At 72.9% G+C, this 22,760-nt stretch carries 25 protein-coding genes and 1 pseudogene; 11 read left to right on the forward strand and 15 right to left on the reverse strand.

Features of this window, described 5'->3' with window-relative positions; all coding sequences use genetic code 11:
* Nucleotides 1–94: 94 nt before the first annotated feature.
* Both ACZ56U_RS35720 and ACZ56U_RS35725 read left to right on the forward strand, forming a co-directional pair.
* Nucleotides 95–757 carry a DUF4230 domain-containing protein gene (locus tag ACZ56U_RS35720; RefSeq protein WP_469088085.1) on the forward strand — a complete coding sequence of 221 codons (663 nt, stop codon included), beginning with the start codon at nt 95–97 and terminating at the stop codon, nt 755–757.
* Nucleotides 758–857: 100 nt separating this feature from the next.
* The gene (locus ACZ56U_RS35725) at nt 858–1,442 is read left to right on the forward strand and encodes a VanZ family protein (RefSeq protein ID WP_469088086.1); all 585 of its coding nucleotides are present in this window, start codon (nt 858–860) and stop codon (nt 1,440–1,442) included.
* Nucleotides 1,443–1,444: 2 nt separating this feature from the next.
* On the opposite strand, the gene ACZ56U_RS35730 is transcribed toward ACZ56U_RS35725, so the two are convergent.
* Together ACZ56U_RS35730 and ACZ56U_RS35735 are read right to left on the reverse strand one after the other, a co-directional pair.
* Nucleotides 1,445–2,215, reverse strand: a complete 771-nt coding sequence (locus ACZ56U_RS35730; protein WP_469088087.1) for a sulfite exporter TauE/SafE family protein — start codon at nt 2,213–2,215, stop codon at nt 1,445–1,447.
* 67 nt (nt 2,216–2,282) lie between these two features.
* On the reverse strand, nt 2,283–2,519 hold the full coding sequence (locus ACZ56U_RS35735; RefSeq protein WP_469088088.1) for a hypothetical protein: 237 nt from the start codon (nt 2,517–2,519) through the stop codon (nt 2,283–2,285).
* 110 nt (nt 2,520–2,629) lie between these two features.
* Here ACZ56U_RS35735 and ACZ56U_RS35740 point away from each other — a divergent pair, with 110 nt between their 5' ends.
* The 3 genes from ACZ56U_RS35740 (at nt 2,630) to ACZ56U_RS35750 (ending at nt 5,681) form a co-directional block, all read left to right on the forward strand.
* Nucleotides 2,630–3,670: a PHP domain-containing protein gene (locus ACZ56U_RS35740; RefSeq protein WP_469088089.1), complete on the forward strand. Its 1,041-nt coding sequence runs from the start codon at nt 2,630–2,632 to the stop codon at nt 3,668–3,670.
* A gap of 47 nt (nt 3,671–3,717) precedes the next feature.
* Nucleotides 3,718–4,392, forward strand: a complete 675-nt coding sequence (locus tag ACZ56U_RS35745; protein WP_469088090.1) for an HAD family hydrolase — start codon at nt 3,718–3,720, stop codon at nt 4,390–4,392.
* A 326-nt stretch (nt 4,393–4,718) separates the two neighbouring features.
* Nucleotides 4,719–5,681, forward strand: coding sequence for an SDR family NAD(P)-dependent oxidoreductase (locus tag ACZ56U_RS35750; protein WP_469088091.1), 963 nt, complete (start codon nt 4,719–4,721; stop codon nt 5,679–5,681).
* Nucleotides 5,682–5,730: 49 nt separating this feature from the next.
* Here the strand turns inward: ACZ56U_RS35750 and ACZ56U_RS35755 are convergent, their stop codons facing one another.
* The 3 genes from ACZ56U_RS35755 to ACZ56U_RS35765 form a co-directional block, all read right to left on the reverse strand.
* A complete protein-coding gene (locus ACZ56U_RS35755; RefSeq protein ID WP_469088092.1) occupies nt 5,731–5,877 on the reverse strand; it encodes a hypothetical protein in 147 nt (48 codons plus the stop codon).
* A 190-nt stretch (nt 5,878–6,067) separates the two neighbouring features.
* The gene (locus ACZ56U_RS35760; protein WP_469088093.1) at nt 6,068–7,795 is read right to left on the reverse strand and encodes a helix-turn-helix domain-containing protein; all 1,728 of its coding nucleotides are present in this window, start codon (nt 7,793–7,795) and stop codon (nt 6,068–6,070) included.
* A complete protein-coding gene (locus tag ACZ56U_RS35765; RefSeq protein WP_469088094.1) occupies nt 7,792–8,097 on the reverse strand; it encodes a helix-turn-helix domain-containing protein in 306 nt (101 codons plus the stop codon). The genes ACZ56U_RS35760 and ACZ56U_RS35765 overlap by 4 nt, the downstream gene beginning before the upstream one ends.
* 107 nt (nt 8,098–8,204) lie before the next feature.
* On the opposite strand from ACZ56U_RS35765, the gene ACZ56U_RS35770 reads away from it, so the two are divergent.
* Nucleotides 8,205–9,218 carry an SDR family oxidoreductase gene (locus ACZ56U_RS35770; protein WP_469088095.1) on the forward strand — a complete coding sequence of 338 codons (1,014 nt, stop codon included), beginning with the start codon at nt 8,205–8,207 and terminating at the stop codon, nt 9,216–9,218.
* 53 nt (nt 9,219–9,271) lie between these two features.
* Here ACZ56U_RS35770 and ACZ56U_RS35775 read toward each other — a convergent pair whose 3' ends face one another.
* From ACZ56U_RS35775 to ACZ56U_RS35790, 4 genes and pseudogenes are all read right to left on the reverse strand, one after another.
* Nucleotides 9,272–9,541 (reverse strand): hypothetical protein, encoded by a 270-nt coding sequence (locus ACZ56U_RS35775; protein ID WP_469088096.1) that lies wholly within the window; start codon nt 9,539–9,541, stop codon nt 9,272–9,274.
* A gap of 76 nt (nt 9,542–9,617) precedes the next feature.
* Nucleotides 9,618–10,907: an ROK family protein gene (locus ACZ56U_RS35780; RefSeq protein WP_469088097.1), complete on the reverse strand. Its 1,290-nt coding sequence runs from the start codon at nt 10,905–10,907 to the stop codon at nt 9,618–9,620.
* Between the two features lie 80 nt (nt 10,908–10,987).
* The gene (locus tag ACZ56U_RS35785) at nt 10,988–11,947 is read right to left on the reverse strand and encodes a phosphotransferase family protein (protein WP_469088098.1); all 960 of its coding nucleotides are present in this window, start codon (nt 11,945–11,947) and stop codon (nt 10,988–10,990) included.
* 34 nt (nt 11,948–11,981) lie between these two features.
* A pseudogene (locus ACZ56U_RS35790) lies at nt 11,982–12,179 on the reverse strand (hypothetical protein); the annotation flags it as partial.
* A 95-nt stretch (nt 12,180–12,274) separates the two neighbouring features.
* Between ACZ56U_RS35790 and ACZ56U_RS35795 the strand changes: the two are divergent.
* The gene (locus ACZ56U_RS35795) at nt 12,275–12,769 is read left to right on the forward strand and encodes an FBP domain-containing protein (RefSeq protein ID WP_469088099.1); all 495 of its coding nucleotides are present in this window, start codon (nt 12,275–12,277) and stop codon (nt 12,767–12,769) included.
* A 116-nt stretch (nt 12,770–12,885) separates the two neighbouring features.
* Here ACZ56U_RS35795 and ACZ56U_RS35800 read toward each other — a convergent pair whose 3' ends face one another.
* Nucleotides 12,886–13,488, reverse strand: a complete 603-nt coding sequence (locus tag ACZ56U_RS35800; protein ID WP_469088100.1) for a TIGR03086 family metal-binding protein — start codon at nt 13,486–13,488, stop codon at nt 12,886–12,888.
* 119 nt (nt 13,489–13,607) lie between these two features.
* Here ACZ56U_RS35800 and ACZ56U_RS35805 point away from each other — a divergent pair, with 119 nt between their 5' ends.
* Together ACZ56U_RS35805 and ACZ56U_RS35810 are read left to right on the forward strand one after the other, a co-directional pair.
* The gene (locus ACZ56U_RS35805) at nt 13,608–14,846 is read left to right on the forward strand and encodes an FUSC family protein (RefSeq protein WP_469088101.1); all 1,239 of its coding nucleotides are present in this window, start codon (nt 13,608–13,610) and stop codon (nt 14,844–14,846) included.
* Between the two features lie 107 nt (nt 14,847–14,953).
* Complete coding sequence (locus ACZ56U_RS35810) at nt 14,954–16,153, forward strand: lactonase family protein (protein WP_469088102.1); 1,200 nt, start codon at nt 14,954–14,956, stop codon at nt 16,151–16,153.
* Here the strand turns inward: ACZ56U_RS35810 and ACZ56U_RS35815 are convergent.
* Entirely contained in the window at nt 16,121–16,858 is a 738-nt protein-coding gene (locus tag ACZ56U_RS35815; protein ID WP_469088103.1) for a DUF2470 domain-containing protein, read from the reverse strand. The genes ACZ56U_RS35810 and ACZ56U_RS35815 overlap by 33 nt on opposite strands.
* Before the next feature lie 149 nt (nt 16,859–17,007).
* Nucleotides 17,008–17,616: a TetR/AcrR family transcriptional regulator gene (locus ACZ56U_RS35820; protein WP_469088104.1), complete on the reverse strand. Its 609-nt coding sequence runs from the start codon at nt 17,614–17,616 to the stop codon at nt 17,008–17,010.
* A gap of 108 nt (nt 17,617–17,724) precedes the next feature.
* Here ACZ56U_RS35820 and ACZ56U_RS35825 point away from each other — a divergent pair, with 108 nt between their 5' ends.
* On the forward strand, nt 17,725–19,260 hold the full coding sequence (locus ACZ56U_RS35825; protein ID WP_469088105.1) for a cytochrome P450: 1,536 nt from the start codon (nt 17,725–17,727) through the stop codon (nt 19,258–19,260).
* 82 nt (nt 19,261–19,342) lie between these two features.
* On the opposite strand, the gene ACZ56U_RS35830 is transcribed toward ACZ56U_RS35825, so the two are convergent.
* The gene (locus tag ACZ56U_RS35830; RefSeq protein WP_469088106.1) at nt 19,343–20,170 is read right to left on the reverse strand and encodes a pentapeptide repeat-containing protein; all 828 of its coding nucleotides are present in this window, start codon (nt 20,168–20,170) and stop codon (nt 19,343–19,345) included.
* 147 nt (nt 20,171–20,317) lie between these two features.
* On the opposite strand from ACZ56U_RS35830, the gene ACZ56U_RS35835 reads away from it, so the two are divergent.
* Nucleotides 20,318–20,518: a DUF5999 family protein gene (locus ACZ56U_RS35835; RefSeq protein WP_469088107.1), complete on the forward strand. Its 201-nt coding sequence runs from the start codon at nt 20,318–20,320 to the stop codon at nt 20,516–20,518.
* A 42-nt stretch (nt 20,519–20,560) separates the two neighbouring features.
* Here the strand turns inward: ACZ56U_RS35835 and ACZ56U_RS35840 are convergent, their stop codons facing one another.
* Entirely contained in the window at nt 20,561–21,304 is a 744-nt protein-coding gene (locus tag ACZ56U_RS35840) for a PIG-L deacetylase family protein (RefSeq protein WP_469088108.1), read from the reverse strand.
* A gap of 53 nt (nt 21,305–21,357) precedes the next feature.
* On the reverse strand, nt 21,358–22,659 hold the full coding sequence (locus ACZ56U_RS35845) for an alpha/beta fold hydrolase (protein ID WP_469088109.1): 1,302 nt from the start codon (nt 22,657–22,659) through the stop codon (nt 21,358–21,360).
* Nucleotides 22,660–22,760 lie beyond the last annotated feature (101 nt).

The following is a 22,760-nucleotide window of genomic DNA, read 5'->3' on the forward strand; positions in this document are numbered from 1 at the left end:
CGTCCGTGCCCCCGTCAGCGGTGGCAATCGGCCAATGCTCCGGTCTGACCGGGGCTTTGGTGGGAATGCGAACGGAAGGAAGGAGGGCCGTCGCATGACGACTCCCATCAGGCGCGTGTCCAAGCGCATGCCCGGCTGGGCGAAATTGGTGAGCGCCGTCGTACTGGTGCTCGTCGTGTTCTTCGCCGGCATCCGGCTGAGCCTGCTCCCGGGCCTCAAGGACCTGTTCGGCACCGAGACCCACGACCGCTCGGGTCCCGCACTCCTGCAGTCCATCCAGGACCTCAGCCGCTACGACGCCGCTTCCGGCAATTTCCAGGTCGTGGTGGACCTGGAGAAGGACGCCGAGTACCTGCCCGACGCGATCCGCGGCACCCGCACCCTGTACGTCGGGGCCGGCACCGTCGACGCGTATGTCGACCTCGGCAAGGTCGGCGAGGACGACGTGACGGTCAACGAGGACCGTACGACCGCCACGCTGCACCTGCCGCACGCGCGGCTCGGCAAGCCCGCCCTGGACGCCGAACGCTCCTACGCGGTGTCCAAGCAGCGCGGTCTGCTCGACCGGCTGGGCGACCTGTTCTCCGACAACCCCAACGGCGAACAGGCCGTGCAGAAGCTCGCGGTGCAGCACATCGGCGACGCGGCCAAGGACAGCGGGCTGACCAAGCGTGCCGAGGCCAACACCACCGACATGCTCGAAGGCCTGCTGCACTCCCTGGGCTTCAAGGAGGTGAGCGTCACGTTCGGGACCTGACCTGAGTGTGCCCCCGGCCCGCCGGGGGCGCGGCCGCATTCTCGGCCGGTTCGCGGGTAACCGGCGTACGACTCAAGGAAGTTAACGACTGGAGGACCGCATGGACCGTGCAGCCCTACGTCCACGTGCGGCGTTTCGCCTGCGCACCACCAAGTCCGGTCCGCCCGGTTCCGACCCCCCGAAGACCGAGCCGGACACGTCCGGGGACACCAGGTCCGGGACCGCTCCGGAGAAGAAGCGCGGCCCGCTGGCCTTTCTGCGCCGGATGATCGGGATGACGGTGGCGTTCGCCTTCATGGTGGCCTTCGCCGTCGTGCTGGCCCGGCTCACCCTGGAGCCCTCGCCCGCGTCGGAGGCGCTGACCCACACCAACCTGCATCCGGGCCGCTCTCTGCGCGCCTACCTCGACCAGCCCGAACTGCGGGACGCCGTCAAGCAGGTCGGCGGCAACGTGCTGCTGGGCGTCCCCTTCGGCGTCCTGGTCCCGGTGCTGGCGCCGCGAACCCGCGGTCTGCTGCGGGTGCTCCTGCTGACGGCCGTGGTGATGCTGCTGGTGGAGTTCGCGCAAGGGGCGCTGATCACCGGACGGGCCTTCGACATCGACGACGTCATCCTCAACACCACCGGGGCACTGATCGGCTACCTCCTGATCGGGCGCCGACTGAGCCGGGCGGTGCACCGCTGAGGTCAGCGGACCGCCAACTGCACGATGGCCGCCGTACCCACCACGACGACGAGTCCCCGCAGGACCGCCGGGTGGAGACGGCGGCCTATCGCGGCTCCGGCCCGGCCGCCCACCGCGGAACCGGCCGCGAGCAGCCCGACGGCCGTCCAGTCGAAGTCGGCGACGACGAGGAAGAACAGCGCGGCGACCGTGTTCACGACGGCGACCAGGACGTTCTTGACGGCGTTCAGGCGCTGGAGGTCGTCGTCGAGGCGCAGACCCATCAGAGCCACGTAGATGATCCCCTGGGCGGCGGAGAAGTAGCCGCCGTAGACGCTGGCCAGCGTCAGGCCGACCAGGAGCGGCGGGCCGCCGTCGGCGGGCGCGGGACGGCCTGTGCGGGCCCGGCGTTCGCGCAGCCTCCGGGCGATCAGGGGCTGGAGGACGACCAGGACCAGCGCGAGGCCCACCAGGACCGGCACGATCGTCTCGAAGGCCTCGGCGGGCAACGCCAGCAGGAGCGTGGCGCCGGTCAGCGCGCCGACGACCGCGCCGGAGCCCCAGGTGAGGACCCGTCCGCGCTGGCCCGCCAGTTCCCGCCGGTAGCCGATCGCCGCGCCGACCGAGCCGGGGATCAGGCCGAGCGCGTTGGAGACCGTGGCGGTGACCGGCGGCAGTCCGACCGCGAGCAGCACCGGAAAGCTGATCAGCGTCCCCGATCCGACGGCGGCGTTGACGGCACCGGCACCCAGGCCCGCGGCCAGGACGGCGAACAGCTCTCCGAGACCTTCCATGGGGGGAGCTTAGGAACCGGACGCTTCGGCACCGGCCGAAGGGTCCCGCGCACCCCTCGGGACGGGTCTAGTGCCGGGTCCAGGTGAACTTGTCCCCGCCGACCCAGCGCACCACGTCCGGGTCGTCGAGGTCGTGGATCGTGATGCCCCACGCGGCGGCGGCCGCCAGGACGTCGGTGAGGTCTCTCGCCTCACCGACCACTTCTCCGTCGATCTCCACGATCCGGAAGGGCGGTGTCGTGGGCTGCACCCCGAGCACCATGATCCGCGGACGGGAGATGTACGGGCTCGCGCTTTCGGTCATGCAATAGAGCGTAGAGCGCATCGCACAAGAGGGACATGAGAGGGCAAACCCCTCCCCCCTCCGCCGTGCGAGCCCCGCGCGGCGGGGGAACCCTGGAGGAGGAGGTGGCGATGGACCCCGTGCAGGCACTCGACCGGATCGCTTTCCTGCTGGAGCGGTCCCTGGCACCGACGTACCGCGTGCGCGCCTTCCGTACGGCCGCCCGGGTGCTGTCGGCGCTGCCCGCGGGGGAGGTGCGCGAACGCGCGGAGGCCGGGACGCTGGAGTCGCTCAAGGGGGTCGGCCCGAAGACAGCGAACGTGGTGCTGGAGGCGCTGGCCGGAGAGGTCCCCGGCTATCTGGAGAAGCTGGAGCGGGAGGCCCCCGCGGGACCGCCCGTCGAGGGCGGGCAGCGGCTGCGGGCGCTGCTGCGCGGCGACTGCCATGTGCACTCCGACTGGTCCGACGGGGGCAGTCCGATCGAGGAGATGGGCCGCACCGCGGCGGAGCTCGGCCACGAGTGGACGGTCCTGACCGACCACTCCCCCCGGCTGACCGTGGCCCGCGGCCTGTCCCCCGAACGGCTGCGCGAGCAGCTGGACGTGGTGGCGGAGCTGAACACCACCTGGGCGCCCTTCCGGCTGCTCACCGGCATCGAGTGCGACATCCTCGACGACGGCTCGCTCGACCAGGAGGAGGAGCTCCTCGAACGGCTCGACGTCGTGGTCGTCTCCGTGCACTCCAAGCTGCGCATGGACGCCCGCTCGATGACCCGCCGCATGGTGGCCGCCGTGCGCAATCCGCACGCCGACGTCCTCGGACACTGCACCGGACGGCTGGTCACCGGCCGCGGGCGGCCCGAATCGCAGTTCGACGCCGACGAGGTGTTCGCCGCGTGCGCCGAGTCCGGCACGGCCGTGGAGATCAACAGCCGGCCCGAGCGGCTCGACCCGCCCCGCCGGCTGCTGCGCAGGGCCGTGGCGGCGGGCACGCTGTTCTCCGTCGACACCGACGCGCACGCGCCCGGCCAGCTCGACTGGCAGATCCTCGGCTGCGCCCGGGCCGAGGAGTGCGAGGTGCCCGCCGAGCGCGTGGTGACGACCTGGTCCCTGGATCAGCTGCTGGCCTGGACGAGGGAGGGGCGGGTGCCGTCCGGAGTGATCGGCTCCTGACGTGGTACATGCACTGCGACGCATCGGTGAAAGAGGAGGACGGGCCCATGGAACGCGCGGCCGTGTTCGACGTCGACGGAACCCTGGTCGACACCAACCACCTCCATGTGACGACCTGGTGGGAGGCGTTGCGCCAAGCGGGTCACCGGGTCCCGATGCACGCCGTCCACCGTGCCGTGGGGCTCAGCTCGGAGGATCTCGTCGCCCACCTGATCGGCGAGGAGCGGGCCAAGGAGGAGGCGGCGGAACTGAGCGCCGCCCACACGACCCTGTACGGCCAGTACTTCGACCGGCTGCCCGCGCTGCGGGACGCCGGACGGTTGCTGCGGCGCCTGGACGGCCAGGGCTGGACGGTGGTCCTGGCGACCTCGGCGAGCGGTGCGGAACTGTCCGCGCTGCGCCGCGCGATCGACGCGGACGACGCCATCACCGCCACCGCGAGCGCCGACGACGTGTCCGAGGGCAAGCCCGCCCCTGAACCCGTCGAGCACGCCCTGGAACTGGCGGGCGTGCCGGCCGAGCGGGCGGTGTTCGTCGGCGACACCGTGTGGGACATGAAGGCGGGCGGCCGGGCCGGGGTGCGCTGCGTGGGTGTGCTGTGCGGCGGTATCCCGCGCGCCGACCTCGAGGAGGCGGGCGCCGAGGCGATCTACGACGATCCGGCCCAGCTGCTCGCGTCCCTCGCGGACAGCCCGTTCGCGCGTCTGTCGTCCGAGCGGTGACGCAGCTCACGTCATAACGCGACAGGACGGGGAGCACGAAGAAGTGGTTCCCCGTTGAACCACACGTGGGTGCGGACGGGACAGTGTCCCCGGGCCTCACCTTTTGCCCACAGGGACGATCGTTCGGCTGAAGCCCTGTGGAGCCTTTCGCCGAGAGGCGACCGCCGTCCGCGCCCACCTCAGGACCGCCCCGACCGTGATTCCCCCGTCCGGTCGGGGCTTTCTTCTGCCCGGACCGGTGCGAAGGGCGCGCGTGCGTAGGGGCGCGCGTGCGACGGGGTGTGGGCTTGACTTCGAGAGCACTCCAATTCGTAGCGTTCCTGGACATGAGCACTGCACAGCACAAGATCGGATCGGGCTTCGACGCCCGCAGCACCGCCGACGACGTCCTCGCCGGCCTCGACCTCACCGGGAAGCTCGCCGTCGTCACCGGCGGCTACTCGGGGCTCGGCCTGGAGACCACGCGTGCACTCACCAAGGCGGGCGCCCGGGTGGTCGTACCGGCTCGCCGTGCCGCCGTCGCCCAGGAGGCCGTGGCGGACCTCGACGGCGTCGAGGTGGACGAACTGGACCTCGGCGACCTCGACAGCGTGCGCGGCTTCGCCGAGCGGTTCCTCGCCAGTGGCCGGTCGATCGACTTCATGATCGACAACGCGGGGATCATGGCCTGTCCGGAGACCCGGGTCGGGCCCGGCTGGGAAGCGCAGTTCGCCACCAACCACCTCGGGCACTTCGCGCTGGTCAACCGGCTGTGGCCGGCGATCGCCCCCGGCGGCGCCCGTGTCGTGTCGGTCTCGTCCCGCGCCCACCACTTCTCGGGGATGCGCTGGGACGACGTCCAGTGGGAGCGGGGTTACGACAAGTGGCAGGCCTACGGGCAGGCCAAGACCGCCAACGTGCTGTTCGCCGTCCACCTGGACAGGCTCGGCCGGGACGCCGGTGTGCGCGCCTTCGCCCTGCACCCCGGCGGCATCCTCACCCCGCTGCAACGGCACCTCCCCCAGGCCGAGATGCGGGAGCGCGGCTGGATCGACGAGAACGGCAACCCTGTCAACCCGCAGGGCTTCAAGACCCCGGAGCAGGGCGCGGCCACCCAGGTGTGGGCGGCGACCTCGCCCCAGCTGGACGGTCTCGGCGGCGTCTACCTGGAGGACTGCGACATCGCCGAGCCCGCTGTCGACGGCGACCAGTCCGGCGGCGTCCGTGACTGGGCGACCGACCCGGAGCAGGCGGCCCGGCTGTGGACGCTGTCGGCGGACCTGACGGGCGTCGACGCGTTCGCGGGCTGAACCGACCCGCACGGCACCCGGCGGCACGCTCCCCGGCAGCGGACCGCCCTCAGGCCACCCGGCAGTAGACACCCCTGTTCCGGCGTCCCGAGGCCTCGGCGAGCGCGGCCAGAGCGGTCACGATGCCGTGGGCGATCTCCGCGGCGACCACCTCGCCGTCCTCGGCTCGCCGCGACCCACGACCGGGCGAGGTCACGGGGCCGGGGCGCCCCGGCCCCGGCTTGGGCCTGTTGCGAGAGTGGCCTCTGCCGCGCGGCGCACAGCCGCTGCGAGAGCGCGAACACCAGGCACCCCGTGTCGTCCTCGGCGACGGCACGGGGTCCGCAGGGCGCGGGCCGCCGTCCTGTCGTCCGGTGCCGTGAAGAACTCGACGACGACGCTCACCGTCAGTCGTCGTCCTCACCGGCGGCCGCGGGGTCGAGGCCCTCGCCGACGGTGTACGTGTCCTTGACCTTCACCTCGGACACGCCTCGGCCCTCGGGGAAGGCCCGTCGCCAGTCGCCGACGACGTGCAACTCGTCGGTACCCATGGCGCGGACGACCATCAGGCCCTCCTCGTGCGCCTTGTACGCCTTCATCCAGAGGTTGGCGAAGGCCTGGGAGCGGATCAGGTGCATCCAGTCGGGGCGGTAGAGCTCCCGGTTGTAGTTCGACTCCCCCATGGTGGAGACGAACTTGGAGTACATCGCCTTCACGTACTCCAGCGTCACCTCGTCGTCCTCGGCGATCGCCCGGTCCCGGGCGTCCTTCAGCGCGACACGGAACTTCTCCAGCAGGCTCTCGGTCGCCCCCGAGGTGAACGACTCGTGGATCTGCGGCGGGTCGCACAGCCCGTACCTCGGACCCGACAGGCGCAGCAGCAGGCGCAGGGTCGGTTCGGTGACCCAGAGGGGGCCGGGTTCGTCGCGGTTGCCGATCGGGTTGGGCAGGTGGTCCTCGTGGTCCCACTCGGGCGGGGTGATCAGATGGACGCCGGCCCGGCGGCGGTCGTGGTCGAAGCCGGTGGAGTGCTCCAACTGGCCGATCGGCAGGTGGGTCTTGAGCGCCGACAGATACGCGCCGTTGATGTCGAGGGCGGTCACCTCGTGGGCGCCGGGCGGGAGTTCGGCACGGGCCCACTTGGGGCGGGCCTCCCAGATCCGGTCGGCGCCGCGGGCGGTCTGCTTGCGCAGGATGTCCGGGATCCAGGGGTGCGCCACGACGTCGTAGCGGCCGCCCTTGCGGGTCTCGTCCAGCAGCGCCATGGCGTCCGGGATCGCCCGTTTGACCAGGGCCGCGGTCGCCGCCTCCAGATCACCGTCGTGCTTCTCCAGGGCCGCGGCCACCGCGGTCCCGATCAGGTCGGTCTCCTGCGCGGCGGCGGTCTGGAGACGACGGCCGACGGGGACGACCCGGACGGGCTCGGTGGCACGCTCGGCGCGCGCCCGGACCGGAGCGCGGCGCCCGGCGGCGGCCCGCCCGGCAGGAGCCTCGGCCTCGGGCCCGGCACTGCGGCGCTCCGGGGACGCGGACCGGGCGCTCTCGGCACGGCCGGCCTCCGGCGACGTCGGCCGGGCGCTCTCGGCATGCCCGGGGTCCGGTGACGCGGGGCGGGCGTGTTCGGCATGCCCGGGATCCGGGGACGCGGGGCGGGCGTGTTCGGCGGGGTCGGGTGCCGCCGAGCCCGTCGTACCGCAGTCGGCCGGGTCGAGGTGCTGGGGGAACCCGGCGACCTGATGGTGGGCCGGCGCGCCGCACAGCACGCACGGCCGGGGTGCGGCGAGGGCCTCGACCTCGTCGGACTCACCCACGTCGGCGCCGACGGCCTCGGACTCCGCTTCCTTGGCGTCGTCGGGGTCGTCCTCGGCAGCGGTGGTGTCGAGAGCCGCCTGCGCCGCGAGCTTGGTGCGGGCCCCCTCCAGGAAGTACGCGTACTTCTCGCGCACCTCCCCGGCCGGGTCCCGTCCCGTCTCCCACCCGCCGACCGTGGACGGGCTCACGCCGAGGGCCTGGGCCACCTGGGCGCGGGAGAGACGGAGCCCCTCCCGCAGTTCACGCCGTACGTCGGCGGGCGGCAGCGGCACCTCCTGGCGGGCGGCGGCCAGCAGCGCGTCGATCGCCTCAAAGCCGGTCATCGGGTCACCGCCGCGGATCCGTGGGTACGGCGCCGGCGCGCGGGCAGCGTCTCGCACGCCCGGGTCGGTCCGGCGAGCAGGTCGAGCACGTCGATGCCGAAATGCGTGGCGAGCGCGTCGCAGTCGGCCAGGCTCCAGGCGGCGCTGCCGGACTGACGGCGGCTCACCTGCGCCTGGCTCACCCCGAGGGCGACGGCGACGTCCGCCTGTGACTCACCCGTCGCGTGCATCAACGCGGCGACCGAAGACCTCACACGTTCTCCCAAGGACAGTCCCACCCCATCCACCCTACCCGGCCTCATGCGTCAACCGTATGAACCATGCCGGGAGCGCAATCGCGGCGTCGCATGCCGTGGCCCGGGTACTCGGGGCGTTCCCGTCGAAGCGGCATGCCCGAGAGGAGCCGAAGGTGAGCAGGATTGTGGTGACGGGCGCGACCGGCAACGTGGGCACGAGTGTGGTGCGTCTGCTGTCGGAGGATCCGGAGGTCGACTCCGTGCTGGGGCTGGCGCGGCGGATCCCTGACTGGTCGCCCCGGAAGACGGAGTGGTCGGCGGTCGACCTGGCGTCCGAGCGGGCCGATCTGGCCAAGGAGTTCGCGGGTGCGGACGCGGTGGTGCATCTGGCCTGGGCGTTCCAGCCGACGCACGACCCGGCGACGACCTGGCGGACCAACGTCCTCGGTTCGATCCGGGTGTTCGAGGCGGTGGCGGCGGCCGGGGTGCCGGCGCTGGTGCACGCCTCGTCGGTCGGCGCGTACTCGCCGGGCTCGAAGGACGCGGCCGTGGACGAGTCGTGGCCGACGCACGGCTGGCCGGACGCCGCGTACTGCCGGGAGAAGGCGTATCTGGAACGGGCCCTGGACACGTTCGAGCGGGACCATCCGGAGGTGCGGGTGGTGCGGATGCGGCCGGCGTTCCTGTTCAAGCGGGAGTCGGCGAGCGAACAGCGCCGGATCTTCGGTGGCCGGTTCCTGCCGGGCCAGCTGGCCCGCCCGGAGCTGCTGCCGTTCCTGCCCGACATCCCGGGGCTGCGGGTGCAGGCGCTGCACACGGACGACGCGGCGAAGGCGTACCGGCTCGCGATCCACTCCGATCTGCGCGGTGCCTTCAACCTGGCGGCCGAACCCCCGGTCGACGCCGAACTCCTCGGTGAGATGCTGGGCGCCCGCCGGGTCCGGCTGCCCCGCGGCGCGGTCCGCTCGGCGGTCGCCGCCGCCTGGGGGCTGCATCTGCTGCCCGCCTCCCCGCATCTCTTCGACGCGGTGCTGCGGCTGCCGCTCATGGACTGCACCCGGGCCCGCACGGAGCTGCGCTGGCGGCCGGACCACACGGCCCACGAGGTGCTCGAGGAGTTCCTGAAGGGCCTCCAGCAGGGTGCGGGGGCCGACACGGAACCTCTGCGGGGGCGGAAGGTGGGCTGACAGGACGACGCCGGTGCCGTCCGAGGACGGCACCGGCGTCCGCGCCGGGACGGTCAGCCGCTGGGCTCGTCCGGCACCGGGTGCTCGGACTGGACGTTCCCCGAGCGCGGGGCGCCCTGGCGGCCGGTGCCCGCCTCGTCGGTGTCGGGGACGTCGGTGTCGGACTCGTCCTTCTCCGCGTCACCGTTGTCGGCGTCGTCCTGGTCGGCGGCGGCCTCGTCGGGAGTCGCCTCCCAGGGGTCCTCGCCCTCACCTGCCACCTGGTCCGGCATGTCCCGCGGTACGGGCTCGCCGTCAGGGCCTATGCGGTGGTGGTCGGCCATGGCGTCCTCCCTTCTCGTCGTACGGGTTTGTCGTACGGGCGACACGCGAGTACCTCTGCCCCCACCGGTGAAACCCTCAGTACGGGGCCCGCTCCTCCAGGGCCGTGCGCCAGGCCGGGTGGGGACCCGCGGGCGCGGGCTCGGGGCGGCGGCCGCCGCGGCCGAAGAAGTCGGCCAGGGGCAGGATCGCGGCGCCCACGGTGACCGCGTCGGGGCCGAGCCTGCCGAGGTCGATGGTGACCTTCTCGGCCGGGTGCCGCAGGGCGTAGGAGGCGGCGTGGCGGCGTACGGCGGGCAGGAAGCGGGTGCCGAGCTGGAGACCGGCCCAGCCGCCGATGAGGATGCGCTCGGGCTGGAAGAGGTTGATCAGGTCGGACAGCCCGGCGCCCAGGTATTCGGCGGTCTCCTCCAGCACGGACAGCGCCACCGGGTCGGGCACGCCGTCGTCGGCGGGGTAGGCGGCGGCCAGCATCGCGGTCAGCGCGGTCTCCTCGTCGGTGCCCTCGGCCGGTCGGCCGCCCGCCTCGCGCCAGCGGTCGAGGAGCGACTCGGCGCCCGCGTACGCCTCCAGACAGCCGAGCGCACCGCAGCGGCAGCGGCGGCCCCGGACCCGTACCGTCAGGTGCCCCCATTCGACCGCCCGGCCGTTCTCCACCTCGGGCGTGACCAGGCAGGCGCCGACGCCGGAGCCGAAGAGGACGACGACCGCGTTGTGCGCCCCGCGGCCACCGCCGAACCACATCTCGGCCTGACCGAGGGTCTTGGCGCCGTTGTCGATGAAGTAGCGGACGGTGTCCGGCAGCGGGGAGCTGGAGCGGAGCAGGGCCTCCAGCGGGACGGCGTCCCAGCCGATGGTCTGCCCATGGACCACGGCGCCCCGGTCCGGGGTGTGCTCGACGATGCCGGGGACGCCGATGCCGACGCCGAGAAGCTTCTCGGGAGCGGTACCGGCGGTGGCGAGCACCTCGGCGACACCGTCGCGGATGTGCTCGACGATGCCCTCGACCTCGTACCGGCGCTCGGTCAAGGGGCGTTCCGCGCGGGCGAGTTCGGTGAGGGTCAGGTCGAACAGCTCGACGCGCACCCGGGTCTCGCCGACGTCCACGCCGATCATGTGGCCGCTGCCGGGCGCCACTCTCAGCAGGGTGCGCGGCCGGCCGCCGTCGGAGTCGACGCTGCCGGCCTCCTCCAGCAGGCCGTCGGCGACCAGGTCGGCGACGACGTTGCTGACGGATCCGGAGCTGAGGCCGGTCGCCGGGCCGAGCTCGAAGCGGCTGAGAGGGCCGTCGAAGTACAGCCGTTGCAGCACGGCCGTACGGTTGGCCCGCCGCAGATCCCGCACCGTGCGCCCGTTCCGCCCCGCCATGTGGCCCCCTTCGAACCCTGTCCGACCTGCAACATACCGCTGCGGGAACACTTTCCAAAGCCCTTAATTCACGATGTGAACTATGAGAGCTCCGCGATCTCGGTCAGCGCGGCCACCAACTGCGGCGCAACCGCTTCCTGTCGCCACCGGCACTGCTCCTCGTCCATCTCGCGCGGGACGGTCTCGGTGAGCATGATCAGGTAGAGGTAGGCGCGGTAGAGCGCGTAGCGCAGCCGGGCCGGGACGTCGAAGTCCGCCCGGCCGCCCGCTTGCCGGTATCCACCCAGGAACGCCTCGTCGGTCCTGATGTCGCCGAGCAGCGCGAGGGAGACGAAGTCGGCGAGGGGGTCGCCCCAGAACATGCGCTCGCCGTCGATGAGTCCGCCGATCCGGGGCTGTCCCGCCACGCGTTCCACCAGGATGTTGCCGTTCCACAGGTCGAAGTGGACGAGGCGCGGGACGGTCACCTCCTCCAGCGCGGGGTAACCGGGCTCAAGGGCGGCGGCCACCTCGTCGACGGGGCGGGGCAGTTGGGCGCCGTAGTCGCGGGCGTCGTCCAGGACCGCGTCGAGCATCCCGGTGAACGCGGTCCGCCAGTCGGGGGCGAGCGGGCCGAGGGCACCGGAGGGGTAGCCGAACGCGGTCCCCCGCACGCGGTGCAGCCGGGCCACCTGGCGGCCCAACTCCTCACGCAGGCGGGCCTGTTCGGAGTCCGTGAACCGGCCGTCCCAGGGGTCGCCGGGGACGGCCGTCATCAGCAGGTCCGGCCCGAGGACGACGACCCGGGGCGCCGGCACGTCGGCCTCGGCGGCGCCCCGGTAGAACTCCGCCTCGGACACGAGGAGTCGGCGCTCGTGCCGCAACCCGGGGACGCTCTGAGCGGGCGGCACCTTCAGCACATGCCGGGTGCCGTCGTCGAGGACGAGTTCCTCGACCGTGTTGTAGGTGCCGCCGGTCAACGGGCGCAGGCGGGTGAGGCGTTCGGGGGGCAGGCCCGCCTCCTCCAGCATGTGCCGGGCCCTCGCCCAGGAGTCCACCACCGAACGCCCACCCCTCCCCTGCGCCGCGCTCCGGTCAGCCGGCCGCGTACACGTCCTCGACGTACCGGCCCTCCGCGATCAAGGCGTCGAGCCACTCCTCGGCGGCCTCCCCGTCGGCGTCCACCGCGTCGGCGTCCGCCGTGTGCTTCCGGTACAGGGTACGGAACGCGTCCCGCACACCCGGCGCCGTCCGCCTACCGCCGCCGCGGACGTAGGCAAATTCGCTGGCTCCTTGTCCCAGGGGCCGTCTATCCTCTGGAACCTAGAGGTACTAGTTTTTTTACCTTCGTCTTTCGGCTGTAACATGGCACCCCCAGGAGGCATTCCATGAGATCACTCACCGAGCGCGACATCCGCGAGTCCTTCGTCAACTGCTCGAAGGGCGAGGCCAAGCGGGTGGCCGTACCGCACGACCTCGACGAACGCCCGTGGGACGACCTGGACTTCTTCGGCTGGCGAGATCCCGGGGCACCCGACCGGACCTATCTGGTCAGTGAGCGCCAGGGTCGGCTCGTCGGGCTGTCGATGCGCCTGGCGTCCGCGCACCGCGGCTTCCTGCACCGCAGCATGTGCTCGCTGTGCCTGACGACGCATCCGGGAGGCGGTGTCTCGCTGATGACCGCCCGCAAGGCCGGCGCGGCGGGGCGCGAGGGCAACTCGGTCGGCTTGTACATCTGCACCGACCTGGCCTGTTCGCTCTACGTCCGTGGCAAGAAGGTCCCCAAGAGCACGCTGCGGATCGAGGAGAGTCTCACCGTGGCGGAGCAGGTCGCCCGGACCACGGGCAACCTGTCCGCCTTCCTCGACAAGCTGGACGCCTGACTCGGTCCGACGCGTGACTCGGTCCACGGCGAGCACGCGTCCCGGAGCCGGGCCGCCGCGACCCGCGCGGGCGCCCGCACCCGACCCCGGGAACGGCGGCGTCCGGGCACCCTCGGTCACACCGTGTCCGAGGCCCCCGGCCGCCACTGCGGGTCGCGGCCCAGGAAGGCGAGCAGCGCGTCGGCCCTGCCGGAGCCGGCCGGCACCTCGACCGCCGGTGCGAACACCCGGTAGGAGTCGCGGAGGTGGTCCACGAGGTGTTCCGCGACCGGCCAGATCCCCTCGGCGAGCTCCTCCGTCAGCGGCCGGTCCTGGCCCGTCGCCACGGCGATGTCCCAGGCGTGCACGGCCGCGTCCATGGCCGCCGCCCCGGCGGCGAGGTGCGGTGGGAGCGGCCCGAGCGGTGTCGGCACCTCGGTCGCGTCGGCGGGCAGGTCCCGGTACGCGCCCTCGACCATGCGCAGCACCTCCTCCAGCTCCGCCGACGGGTCCGCCGCGAGCGCGTCGGCCGGGTCGAAGGGGTCGGAGTCCGGACGGCCACCGGTGATCGCCAGGCCGTAGCCCTGCTGGTCGATGCGGGCATGATTGAGAACCTGCCGCGCGGTCCACTCGGAACACGGCGTCGACGCGCCCCACGCCGACGCCGGGACCGCCGCCACCACCTCGCGCACATAGCCGTGCGCCGCCATCAGAACCTCGAGCCCCTGGGTGTCCGCCATCACTGCTCTCCCCAACATGCCGTCGACGGGTTTGTGCTAACAATTTAGGCGGGATTGCGGACAGTTACGGTCCGCAATGCTTCAACAAGGTGCGACTGTGGAAGTGGGACAGCCTGAGGATGCGAGATGTACGTGAGTGGACGGCGTTCCTGGTGCGCTGGGTGAAACGGCGCCGGGACCCGGTGGTCGTACAGACGCTGCGGTCGGCGGCCGCGGCGACGGTCGCCTACGTCATCGCGCTCCGGCTCAGTCCCGAGGCGGCCCCGCTCACCGCGCCCCTGACCGCGCTCCTGGTCGTCCAGGTCACGCTCTACGCCACGCTCACCAACGGCATCCGCCGGGTCAACGCCGTGGTGACCGGCGTCCTCGTCGCCATCGCCTTCAGCCTGCTGGTCGGCCTGACCTGGTGGAGTCTCGGCCTGCTGATCCTGGCCTCGCTGGCGGTCGGGCGCCTGGTCAGAGTCGACGAGTACGTCCCCGAGGTGGCGATCAGCGCGATGCTGGTCCTCGGCGTCACCACCGTCGGCGACACCGCCTGGGCGCGGGTGCTGGAGACGCTGATCGGCGCGGTCGTCGGGCTCGCCTGCAACCTGCTGCTCGCGCCGCCGGTGTGGGTGGACGAGGCGGGCGAGTCGATCGAGGGGCTGGCCCGCCGGGTACGCCAGCTGATGCTGAGCATGGGCGAGGAGGCCGCGGGTCGCACGCCCGTCGAGCGCGCCACCGAGCGGCTGTACGAGGCGCGCCGTCTGGACCACGACATCGTCGAGGTGGACGGGGCCCTGAAGCAGGCCGAGGACAGTCTGCGGCTCAACCCGCGCGTGAAGGAGGGCCTGCTGCACCGGGTGGTGCTGCGGACCGGTCTGGACACGCTGGAGATCTGCACGGTCGTGCTGCGGGTGCTCGCGCGCACCCTGACCGACCTCGCCAAGGAACGCGAGTCCGAGCCGTTGTTCGCGCCGCAGGCGGGCGCCGCCGTGGAACAGCTGCTGTCGGAGATCGCCGACGCGGTGGTGAGCTTCGCGGTCCTGGTCACCACGGACGTCACGCTGAGCGCCGAGTCCGCCGAGGAACGGCTCGCCTCCCAGCTCCGGCAGGCCTCGGCCACCCGCGACAAGCTCGCCCAGCTGCTCCTGGAGGAGGTCCAGCGCGACGTCCGCCAGTGGCAGCTGCACGGCGCCGTGCTGACCGAGGTCAACCGGATCCTGGACGAGCTGGACACCGAGCACCGCTCGCGCCGCCTCCTGGAGGAGCTGGACCGCACCTCACGGGAACAGCGCGAACGCATGCCGCGGCTGACCCGCGTGCAGGAACGGCTGCGCAGGAGCCGCCGTCCCGCCCTCGCCCGTCGTCCCAGGTGACGCGGTCCCCGTCCGGTCGACGGTGACCTGCGCGGCCGTTTGCGCGAGCGGGGTGGTCCGCGTCAGGGTGGTGGCGGCCGAGGCAACCGACCACTCGAGGTGTGTGCATGGGCAGGGGCGACTGGAGCAGGCGTCGATTCGTCGGCGCCCTCGCGGGGACGGCGGCCGCGGCGGCGGGCTGCGGCGACACGCCCGGCCCCCGGGCGTCGGCACCCTCGACGACCCCGGCCGCCCGCGCCCCGCGGGCGAGCACTCCGGGCGCGTCAGCGACGCCGACCGGCCCCCGCCCCTTGTACCTCGGTACGTACACCTCCGTCGAGGGCGGCGGCTCGGGCATCGGCCTCGCGACGTACGACCCGGTGACCGGCGAGGTGAAGGGGGCGAAGACGATCGAGGGCGTCCGCGACCCCTCGTACCTCGCCCTTCATCCGAACGGCGACACGCTGTACGCGGTCAACGAGCGGGACCAGGGCGCCGTGACCGCCGTACGGCTCTCCGACCGCGAGGTGCTGGGCAGCCGCGCCACCGGCGGCGCCGCGCCCTGCCACTTGTCGGTGCATCCGGGCGGGCGGTGGCTGCTGAGCGCCAACTACGGTTCCGGCAGCGTGGCCGTGCACCCCCTCGACGCCTCGGGGGCGATCGGCGAACGCGCCGACCTCGTCACCCACTCCAGCCCCGCCCCGGGCCCCGGTCAGGACGGTCCGCACGCCCACCAGATCGTCACGAGTCCCGACGGCGGCCATGTGCTCGCCGTGGACCTGGGGACCGACACCGTCTACAGCTACCGGCTCGACGAGCGGACCGGGAAGCTGACCGAGGTCGCGCGGGCGCGGACCCGGCCGGGCGCCGGACCGCGCCATCTGACCTTCCACCCCGGGGGCCGGTACGCCTACCTGGCCGACGAGGTCGACAACACGGTCGCCGTGTGCGCCTACGACGCGCGGACCGGCCGCCTCACCGTCGGCGAGACCCGGCCCACGGGCACGGGGTCGGGCACCAGCTACCCGGCGCAGCTGCTGGTGACGTCGAACGGCGCGTTCGCCTATCTCGCCAACCGCGGCCACAACAGCCTCACCCGGTACGCGGTGGAGGCGGCCGGCGCCCGGCTCCGGCTGCTCGACACGGTGCCGGTGGACGGGGACTTCCCGCGGCAGATCGCCTTCTCGCCGGACAGGGCGCTGCTGTTCGCGGCGAACCAGCGCTCCAGCACCGTGAGCGTGTTCCACGTCGACCCGGACAGCGGCCGACTGCGGCTCGCGGGCGAGCCGTTCGCCTCACCCGTCGCCGTCTGCGCGCTGCCGCTGTAGGGCACGCGGGCAGGCCGCGGCGGCCGCCTGCCCGAGCAGGACGTGCATCCGCTCGGTGAGCTGCGCGACGTCGTCGGCCGGCCGGTGGAAGGGCAGGCGTACGTCGCCGTGGGCGCGGGTGCGCTCGATGCGCAGGGTCAGTCCGTGGCGGTCGACGGCGACCGGCTGGACCTTCACCGCTCCGTGCAGGCTGTCGGGCTCGACGAGCCGGGTGAGCCGCTCGACCGCGTCGGGGTGGCAGTCGGCGAGGTGGGTCAGCAGCCGGGCCTCGGCGGTGGCCAGCGGGTCGGGTACGGCGGCGGCGTACTCGTCGAGGTCGACGACCACGGCACCCGACGGTCGGCGCAGCACCACGCGGGTGGCCTGGAACGCCAGTTTGCCGTCCTCGGGGACGAACCAGCCGGCGAGCCAGAGCCGGGCGCGGACACGGTGGCGCACGGGGACCGGCGAGACGTCCGCGAACTCCAGTACGGCGGACGGCTCCCCGCGGGGCGCGCAGATCGCGGCCGCGAGCAGGGCGCTGTCCTCCGGCACGTCCAGCAGCACCCGGCCGTCGCCGGTCACGGTGTGCGCGCCGACGAACTCCTCGCGTCCGCCGTCCGCGGTCACCGCGCAGGACCACGCGGTGGCGAGCAGCGAGCGCGCCTGCTCCGCCGCGGCAGGCGCGGCCGCCCAGCCCTGGCCGTCAACCGTCCCAGCACCCATCCCAGATCTCCTTAGGTAAGCCTCGCCTAACCTAGCCGAGATCCGGGTGTGGGCCAACCAGCGCCCTCATCTTTTACGGGTGCTTTCCGGTGCGGGCCTTTTTCGGTGCTTTTCGATCTCGCCCGTCGCCCCTTTCCGGCGCGGCGCGCTCAGGATGCGATGACGCCCAACAGGGCCCGGGTGCACAGGTCGCGCACCTGCTCGCGCGTGTGCCCTGATCCGCGCAGCCACTCCAGGCAGACCGCGGTGGTGAAGGCCAGCCAGCCGCGCACGGCCAGCTCGACGTCGGGCCGCGCCTCGAAGGCGGCACCGAACTCCGGGTCCGCGGCCAGCGCCGCGAGGATCTGGCGTTCCTGCGCGGCGAGCGAACGCTGGTAGACCTCGCGCACGGCCTGGTCCCCCGCCGCGTCGGCCCGGTGGAAGGCCCGGAAACCGTGCGCGTGGACCTCGACGTACTCCAGGAACGTGTCCAGCCCGGCGGTCAGTTGCTCGCGCACCGGGACGCCGGGGACGGCCGCGGTCATCCGCAGCATCCGGGTGCTCTCGCGCTCGACGACCGCCGCGAAGAAGTCCCGCTTGGTCGGGAAGTAGTGGTACAGCAGCCCGCGCGAGACCCCGGCGATCTCGGCGACGCGCTCGATCCACACGTCGTCGTACGGACTCTCCGAGAACAGCCGCGCGCCGACGGCGAGGAGCTGCTCGCGGCGCTCCTCCGTGCTGAGTCGACGGCGTGCGCGTGCTTCCTGCCCGGCGGCCATGCCAGCACTTTACTTGACGCCGGTTCACCAGCGGGATCAGACTGGGACGCGCTATTGAACCCACGTACAACACGCGCAACTCGCAGGCGGAGCAAGGGAGATGGCGGCATGGCGGACACGATGCCCGCGAACGGACTGCCGAAGGGGTTCCGCAGCGCCGAGCAGGGCTGGCCCGAGCTGCACCGCATCCCGCACCCGCCGCGCCGCCTCCCCCTGCTGGGGGACGTGCTCGGGGCCAACCGGGCCACCCCGCTCCAGGACTCCCTCAGATACGCCCGCATGCTGGGGCCGATCTACCGGCGCAAGGCCTTCGACCGGGAGTTCGTGTTCGTCTGGGGCGGTCGGCTCGCGGCCGACCTCGCCGACGAGACCCGCTTCGCCAAGCACGTCGGCCTCGGCGTCGCCAACCTGCGGCCGGTCGCCGGCGACGGCCTCTTCACGGCGTACAACCACGAGCCGAACTGGCAGCTGGCGCACGACGTGCTGGCGCCGGGCTTCAGCCGGGAGGCGATGGAGGGTTACCACCCGATGATGCTGGCCGTGGCCGAGCGGCTCACGGACCACTGGGACCGCGAACTCGCCGCGGGGCACGCGGTCGACGTGCCCGGGGACATGACCAAGCTGACCCTGGAGACGATCGCGCGGACCGGGTTCGGTCACGACTTCGGTTCCTTCGAGCGGGATCGCCCGCATCCCTTCATCACGGCGATGGTGGGCACACTCACCTACGCGCAGCGGCTGAACTCGGTGCCCTGGCCGTGGTTGCTGGGCAAGGCCGCGCGGCGCAACGAGGCCGACATCGCGTGTCTCAACCGCACGGTCGACGAGCTGGTCCGGGTCCGGCGCGAAGGCGGCGGGAACGGCGGGGACGGCGACCTCCTCGACCGGATGCTGGAGACGGCCCGCCCCGGGACCGGGGAACGGCTGTCCGCGCAGAACGTCCGCCGCCAGGTCATCACCTTCCTGGTCGCCGGTCACGAGACGACCTCGGGCGCGCTCTCCTTCGCCCTGCACTACCTCGCCCGGCACCCCGACATCGCGGCACGCGCGCGTGCGGAGGTGGACCGGGTCTGGGGCGACGCGCCGGTACCGGGCTACGACCAGGTGGCCAAGCTGCGCTATGTGCGCCGGGTGCTGGACGAGTCGCTGAGGCTGTGGCCGACGGCGCCCGCCTTCGCCCGGGAGGCCACCGAGGACACGGTGCTCGCCGGGGACCACCCGATGCGGCGGGGCGCGTGGACGCTGGTCCTCACCCCGATGCTGCACCGCGACCCCGAGGTGTGGGGCGCCGACGCCGAGCGCTTCGACCCGGACCGCTTCGACCCCAAGGCGGTACGCACCCGTGCCCCGCACACCTTCAAGCCGTTCGGGACGGGCGCGCGCGCCTGCATCGGCCGGCAGTTCGCCCTGCACGAGGCCACCCTGGTCCTCGGCCTGCTGCTGCGCCGCTACGAGTTCCGGGCCGATCCGGCCTACCGGCTCCGGGTGACGGAACGGCTGACGCTGATGCCGGAGGGGCTGCGGCTGCACCTGTCGCGCCGACACGTGCCCGCGCCGCTGCCCTCGCCGGGGGCTGCCGAGGAGTCGCCGGCCTCGCCGGTGGCCTCGGAGTCGGGGTGCCCTGTGCACGGGGGTGCTGACTGAGGGGAATGTGGAGTGCGCGACGCGGGGGCGCGGTTCGCGGGGGCGCGGTTCGCGGGGGCGGCTGCCCAGGGGGCGGGCCGGCTCAGGGGCCCGTCCAGTGGCCCGGGCGGGTCAGCGCACCCGGCAGGCGGGTGCCCGCGCTGCCCCGGGCCGCGTTCAGCTGCGGCTGGGTGAGGAAGAAGGCGCCGGTCAGGTCGGCGTCGGTGAGGTCGGTGTCGCGCAGGTCGGCACCGATCAGGTCCGCGCCCCGCAGATCGGCACCGGTGAGGTCGGCGGCGATCAGACAGGCGCCGCGCAGGTTGGCGCCGCGCAGGTCGGCGCCCTTGAGGCGGGCGCCCACGAGATCGGCGCCCCGACGGTCCTTCTTCTTGCCCCGGGTGCCCGCGCGGACCAGTTCGCTGGTCCGCAGCAACAGGACGTTGACCTCCTGACGGTGCGCGGGGACGTCCAGCGCACCGAGCTCGGCCGGAGTGCGGAGCGTGAGTGCCTCCGTCCGCTCCAGCATGCGGCGCAGGTCGGCGTGGACCGGGCGGGCCGCGGGCAGGGTGAGGGCTTCGGTGAGGTACCAGAGCAGTTCGTGCAGCTGCCGGACCACCGGGAACAGGTCGAACATCTCGCGGGCCCGCTCACGGGGGCCCGTACGCCAGTCCCGGCCGCCGAAGGTGACCTGTGAGACCTTCTGCCCGGCGCCGAAGCAGTCGTAGACCGTGCAGCCGTTGTAGCCCCGCTGCCGCAGCCGGGCGTGGATGCCGCAGCTGTGGTCGTCCTGGAGGTTGACGCAGGGGGTGCCGGCCGGCTTGTCGCGCGCGAAGTCCGCCGAGGCCGCGAAGGGCAGGGCGACGCAGCACAGCCCGAAACAGCTCGCACAGTCGCCGCGCAGGCCGACGGGACCGGCTATGTGATCTTGCATGGTGTCCAGGATACGAAACCGACCTCACCGGTGAATTTTCCGGGCTGTGCGGGTCTCCACATACGGAGGAGAACGAAGTCGGCTACCACTGAGGGGCAGGCCGACGGAAAACAGGAGCAGCGCCCCGACCAGACCTGGAGAGCTTTCATGTGCAGCCACCAGCCCGCGTGCCCCAGCGCCGACAGCGCGGACCACCACGCCGCGATCATCGTGTCGTCCCACCCCGAGCAGGGCTGGCACCTGCTGTGCAACGGCACGATCGTCTTCGACGACACCGGTGAACTCCTCCCGGACGGGCGCGCGGTGAGCCCGCACCGTCCGCTCGGCCCGCTGGTCGCCGCCGCCTGACCCGTTCCGCCGGGGGGACGGCCGCGCGGAGTGGAAGTCCCGCTATCGGCCGAAGAGCTCGAAGGCGACGGCCGGTTTTCCGCCGAACCGCTCCCCCACCGCCGTGGCGTTGCCGGTGAGGAAGTCGCGGGCGTATGTCTCCGGGTCCTGGTCCGTCAACGCCTCGATGTACGTGCGGTGTTCGAGCAGTGAGCGCACCGCGCGCTCCAGACCGGCGGAGGCGTCGGCCGCGTGGGTGGGGGTCGACGAACCCGCGACGGCGACCCAGCGGACGCCGTTCCAGGGTTCCAGACCCCGCTCCCCCAGCTCCGGGAAGATCCAGCGGTTCCCGGCGTCGGCGGCCGCGTCCAGGGTCGCGCGGCCCACCGCCACGTGGTCCGGGGTGTTCCAGGCGACGCCGCCCCAGGTGTCGCGGTGGTTGAGGGTGATGACCAGCTCGGGGCGGTGGCGGCGGATCGCGGCGGCGATGTCGCGGCGCAGGTCCACGCCGTACTCGACCACGCCGTCCTCGTGGTCGAGGAACTCCACCGTCGACACCCCCACGACCGCCGCGCTGGCCCGCTGCTCCCGTTCGCGCAGCGGTCCGCACCGGGCGGGGTCGAGGGTGTCGATGCCGGCCTCGCCGCGGGTCGCGAGGACGTAGGAGACCTCGCGTCCGGCGTCGGTCCAGGCGGCGATCGCCGCCGAGCAGCCGTACTCCAGGTCGTCCGGGTGGGCCACGACGGCGAGGGCGCGCTGCCAGTCCTCGGGCATCGGCTGGAGCTGAGTGATCGTCGGATCGGTCATGCCCGCAGACTAGTGCCGCGGCACCAGCCCGCGACTGCGCCGTGGCCCCCGGATCACGCCTCGTCGCGGGTGAGGGCCAGCAGCCGGTCCAGGACGCGCGGGCCGCCCGCCCGGACGCCGTCGTGCTCGAACTCGTCGGTCACCCAGGTGCGCAGGCCGCGGACGGCCCGGGCGGTCCGCAGGGAGTGGGCGGTGTCGACGTACATGTCGTCGTGGTAGACGGCCGCGGCGACCGGTACCTCGTTGGCGGCGAGGCGGGCGCCGTCGTAGAGGGGGGTCCAGTCGGTGCGGGCGGCGAGGAGTTCGGCGGTCTCGCGCAGGGGGCGCAGCGCCGGGTCGTTCTCGAACATCCAGGGGTGGATGGACTCGCCGGTGAACTGCAGCGGTCCCTCGCCCGCGAGCGTCTTGGCGGCGTCGAACTGCGGGAACTCGGCGCGGACCCGCTCGGCCGACCAGGCGGTGGGGCGGTCGTCCTGTCCGTAGATCGCCTCGTGGACGAGGGCGTAGAGGGGGTGGCCGCCGTACGACAGGAGGTTCTGGACCTGTTCCTGGAACGCGTCGGACAGGGCCGTGCCGTGCGGGGTGCGCACGAAGGCGTCCTCCAGGAGGAAGTGCAGGCGGTGGCTGCCGTCGCCGGTGCCGAGGAGGATGCCGAGGGACTGGAACGCCTCGACGGTGAGGCGGTAGCCGTTGGGCAGGACGACCTCGTGGTTCAGGAGGTGCTCGGCGATCCGGCGGGCCCGCTGGACGTCCTGCGGGTAGCGGGCGTAGTGGGCGGCGACCTTGCGCTCGATGCGCGGGTAGGCGGCCCGGTAGACGTCGTCGGCGTGCGCGTCGAGGGAGGGCAGACCGCCGGTGATCACGGCGGCGCTGAGGCCCTCGGGGGCGGTGGAGAGGTAGGTGACCGCGCAGAAGCCGCCGAAGCTCTGGCCGAGGACGGTCCAGGGGGCGCCGCCGGTGACCGCGGGGCGGATCGCCTCGCAGTCGCGGACGATCGAGTCGCCGCGGAAGCGGGTGAGGTAGTCGGCCTGCGCGGCGGGGCCGCCGCGCAGCGGGAGGGTCTGCCGGTTGGCGGGGGTGGAGTGGCCGGTGCCGCGCTGGTCCAGGAGCAGGACGCGGTACTCCTTCAGGGCGCGGCCGAGCCAGCCGGGTGTGCCGACGAAGCGGTTCGCGCCGAAGCCGGGGCCGCCCTGGAGGTAGACCAGCCAGGGCAGGTCCTGCCGTGCCTTGTCCCCGGCGACCACCTCACGGGCGTAGAGCTCGATCGTCTCCCCCGCGGGGTCGTCGTGGTCGAGGGGCACGGTGAAGCGGCGGTCGGTGAGGACGACGCCGGGCTGGCGGTAGGTCGCGGTCAACAGGTCTCCCGGGACGGACGGACAGGGGCGGGCGCGTCCCAGTTCAGCACATGTCCGTCCGGTGTCCGATCCCCCGGGATCATGAAGACGTACTGAACCGT

This window comes from Streptomyces sp. NPDC034103, assembly GCF_055575395.1.

Excerpts from the sequence above, each read along its gene's own strand:
- ACZ56U_RS35750 (WP_469088091.1), top strand. The coding sequence starts at position 4,719 with ATGAGCACTGCACAGCACAAGATCGGATCGGGCTTCGACGCCCGCAGC.
- ACZ56U_RS35760 (WP_469088093.1), bottom strand. The coding sequence starts at position 7,795 with ATGACCGGCTTTGAGGCGATCGACGCGCTGCTGGCCGCCGCCCGCCAG.
- ACZ56U_RS35775 (WP_469088096.1), bottom strand. The coding sequence starts at position 9,541 with ATGGCCGACCACCACCGCATAGGCCCTGACGGCGAGCCCGTACCGCGG.
- ACZ56U_RS35805 (WP_469088101.1), top strand. The coding sequence starts at position 13,608 with ATGCGAGATGTACGTGAGTGGACGGCGTTCCTGGTGCGCTGGGTGAAA.
- ACZ56U_RS35745 (WP_469088090.1), top strand. The coding sequence starts at position 3,718 with ATGGAACGCGCGGCCGTGTTCGACGTCGACGGAACCCTGGTCGACACC.
- ACZ56U_RS35800 (WP_469088100.1), bottom strand. The coding sequence starts at position 13,488 with ATGGCGGACACCCAGGGGCTCGAGGTTCTGATGGCGGCGCACGGCTAT.
- ACZ56U_RS35725 (WP_469088086.1), top strand. The coding sequence starts at position 858 with ATGGACCGTGCAGCCCTACGTCCACGTGCGGCGTTTCGCCTGCGCACC.
- ACZ56U_RS35820 (WP_469088104.1), bottom strand. The coding sequence starts at position 17,616 with ATGGCCGCCGGGCAGGAAGCACGCGCACGCCGTCGACTCAGCACGGAG.
- ACZ56U_RS35830 (WP_469088106.1), bottom strand. The coding sequence starts at position 20,170 with ATGCAAGATCACATAGCCGGTCCCGTCGGCCTGCGCGGCGACTGTGCG.
- ACZ56U_RS35730 (WP_469088087.1), bottom strand. The coding sequence starts at position 2,215 with ATGGAAGGTCTCGGAGAGCTGTTCGCCGTCCTGGCCGCGGGCCTGGGT.
- ACZ56U_RS35735 (WP_469088088.1), bottom strand. The coding sequence starts at position 2,519 with ATGACCGAAAGCGCGAGCCCGTACATCTCCCGTCCGCGGATCATGGTG.
- ACZ56U_RS35765 (WP_469088094.1), bottom strand. The coding sequence starts at position 8,097 with ATGAGGCCGGGTAGGGTGGATGGGGTGGGACTGTCCTTGGGAGAACGT.
- ACZ56U_RS35840 (WP_469088108.1), bottom strand. The coding sequence starts at position 21,304 with ATGACCGATCCGACGATCACTCAGCTCCAGCCGATGCCCGAGGACTGG.
- ACZ56U_RS35795 (WP_469088099.1), top strand. The coding sequence starts at position 12,275 with ATGAGATCACTCACCGAGCGCGACATCCGCGAGTCCTTCGTCAACTGC.
- ACZ56U_RS35740 (WP_469088089.1), top strand. The coding sequence starts at position 2,630 with ATGGACCCCGTGCAGGCACTCGACCGGATCGCTTTCCTGCTGGAGCGG.
- ACZ56U_RS35810 (WP_469088102.1), top strand. The coding sequence starts at position 14,954 with ATGGGCAGGGGCGACTGGAGCAGGCGTCGATTCGTCGGCGCCCTCGCG.
- ACZ56U_RS35835 (WP_469088107.1), top strand. The coding sequence starts at position 20,318 with ATGTGCAGCCACCAGCCCGCGTGCCCCAGCGCCGACAGCGCGGACCAC.
- ACZ56U_RS35780 (WP_469088097.1), bottom strand. The coding sequence starts at position 10,907 with ATGGCGGGGCGGAACGGGCGCACGGTGCGGGATCTGCGGCGGGCCAAC.
- ACZ56U_RS35825 (WP_469088105.1), top strand. The coding sequence starts at position 17,725 with ATGGCGGACACGATGCCCGCGAACGGACTGCCGAAGGGGTTCCGCAGC.
- ACZ56U_RS35720 (WP_469088085.1), top strand. The coding sequence starts at position 95 with ATGACGACTCCCATCAGGCGCGTGTCCAAGCGCATGCCCGGCTGGGCG.
- ACZ56U_RS35815 (WP_469088103.1), bottom strand. The coding sequence starts at position 16,858 with ATGGGTGCTGGGACGGTTGACGGCCAGGGCTGGGCGGCCGCGCCTGCC.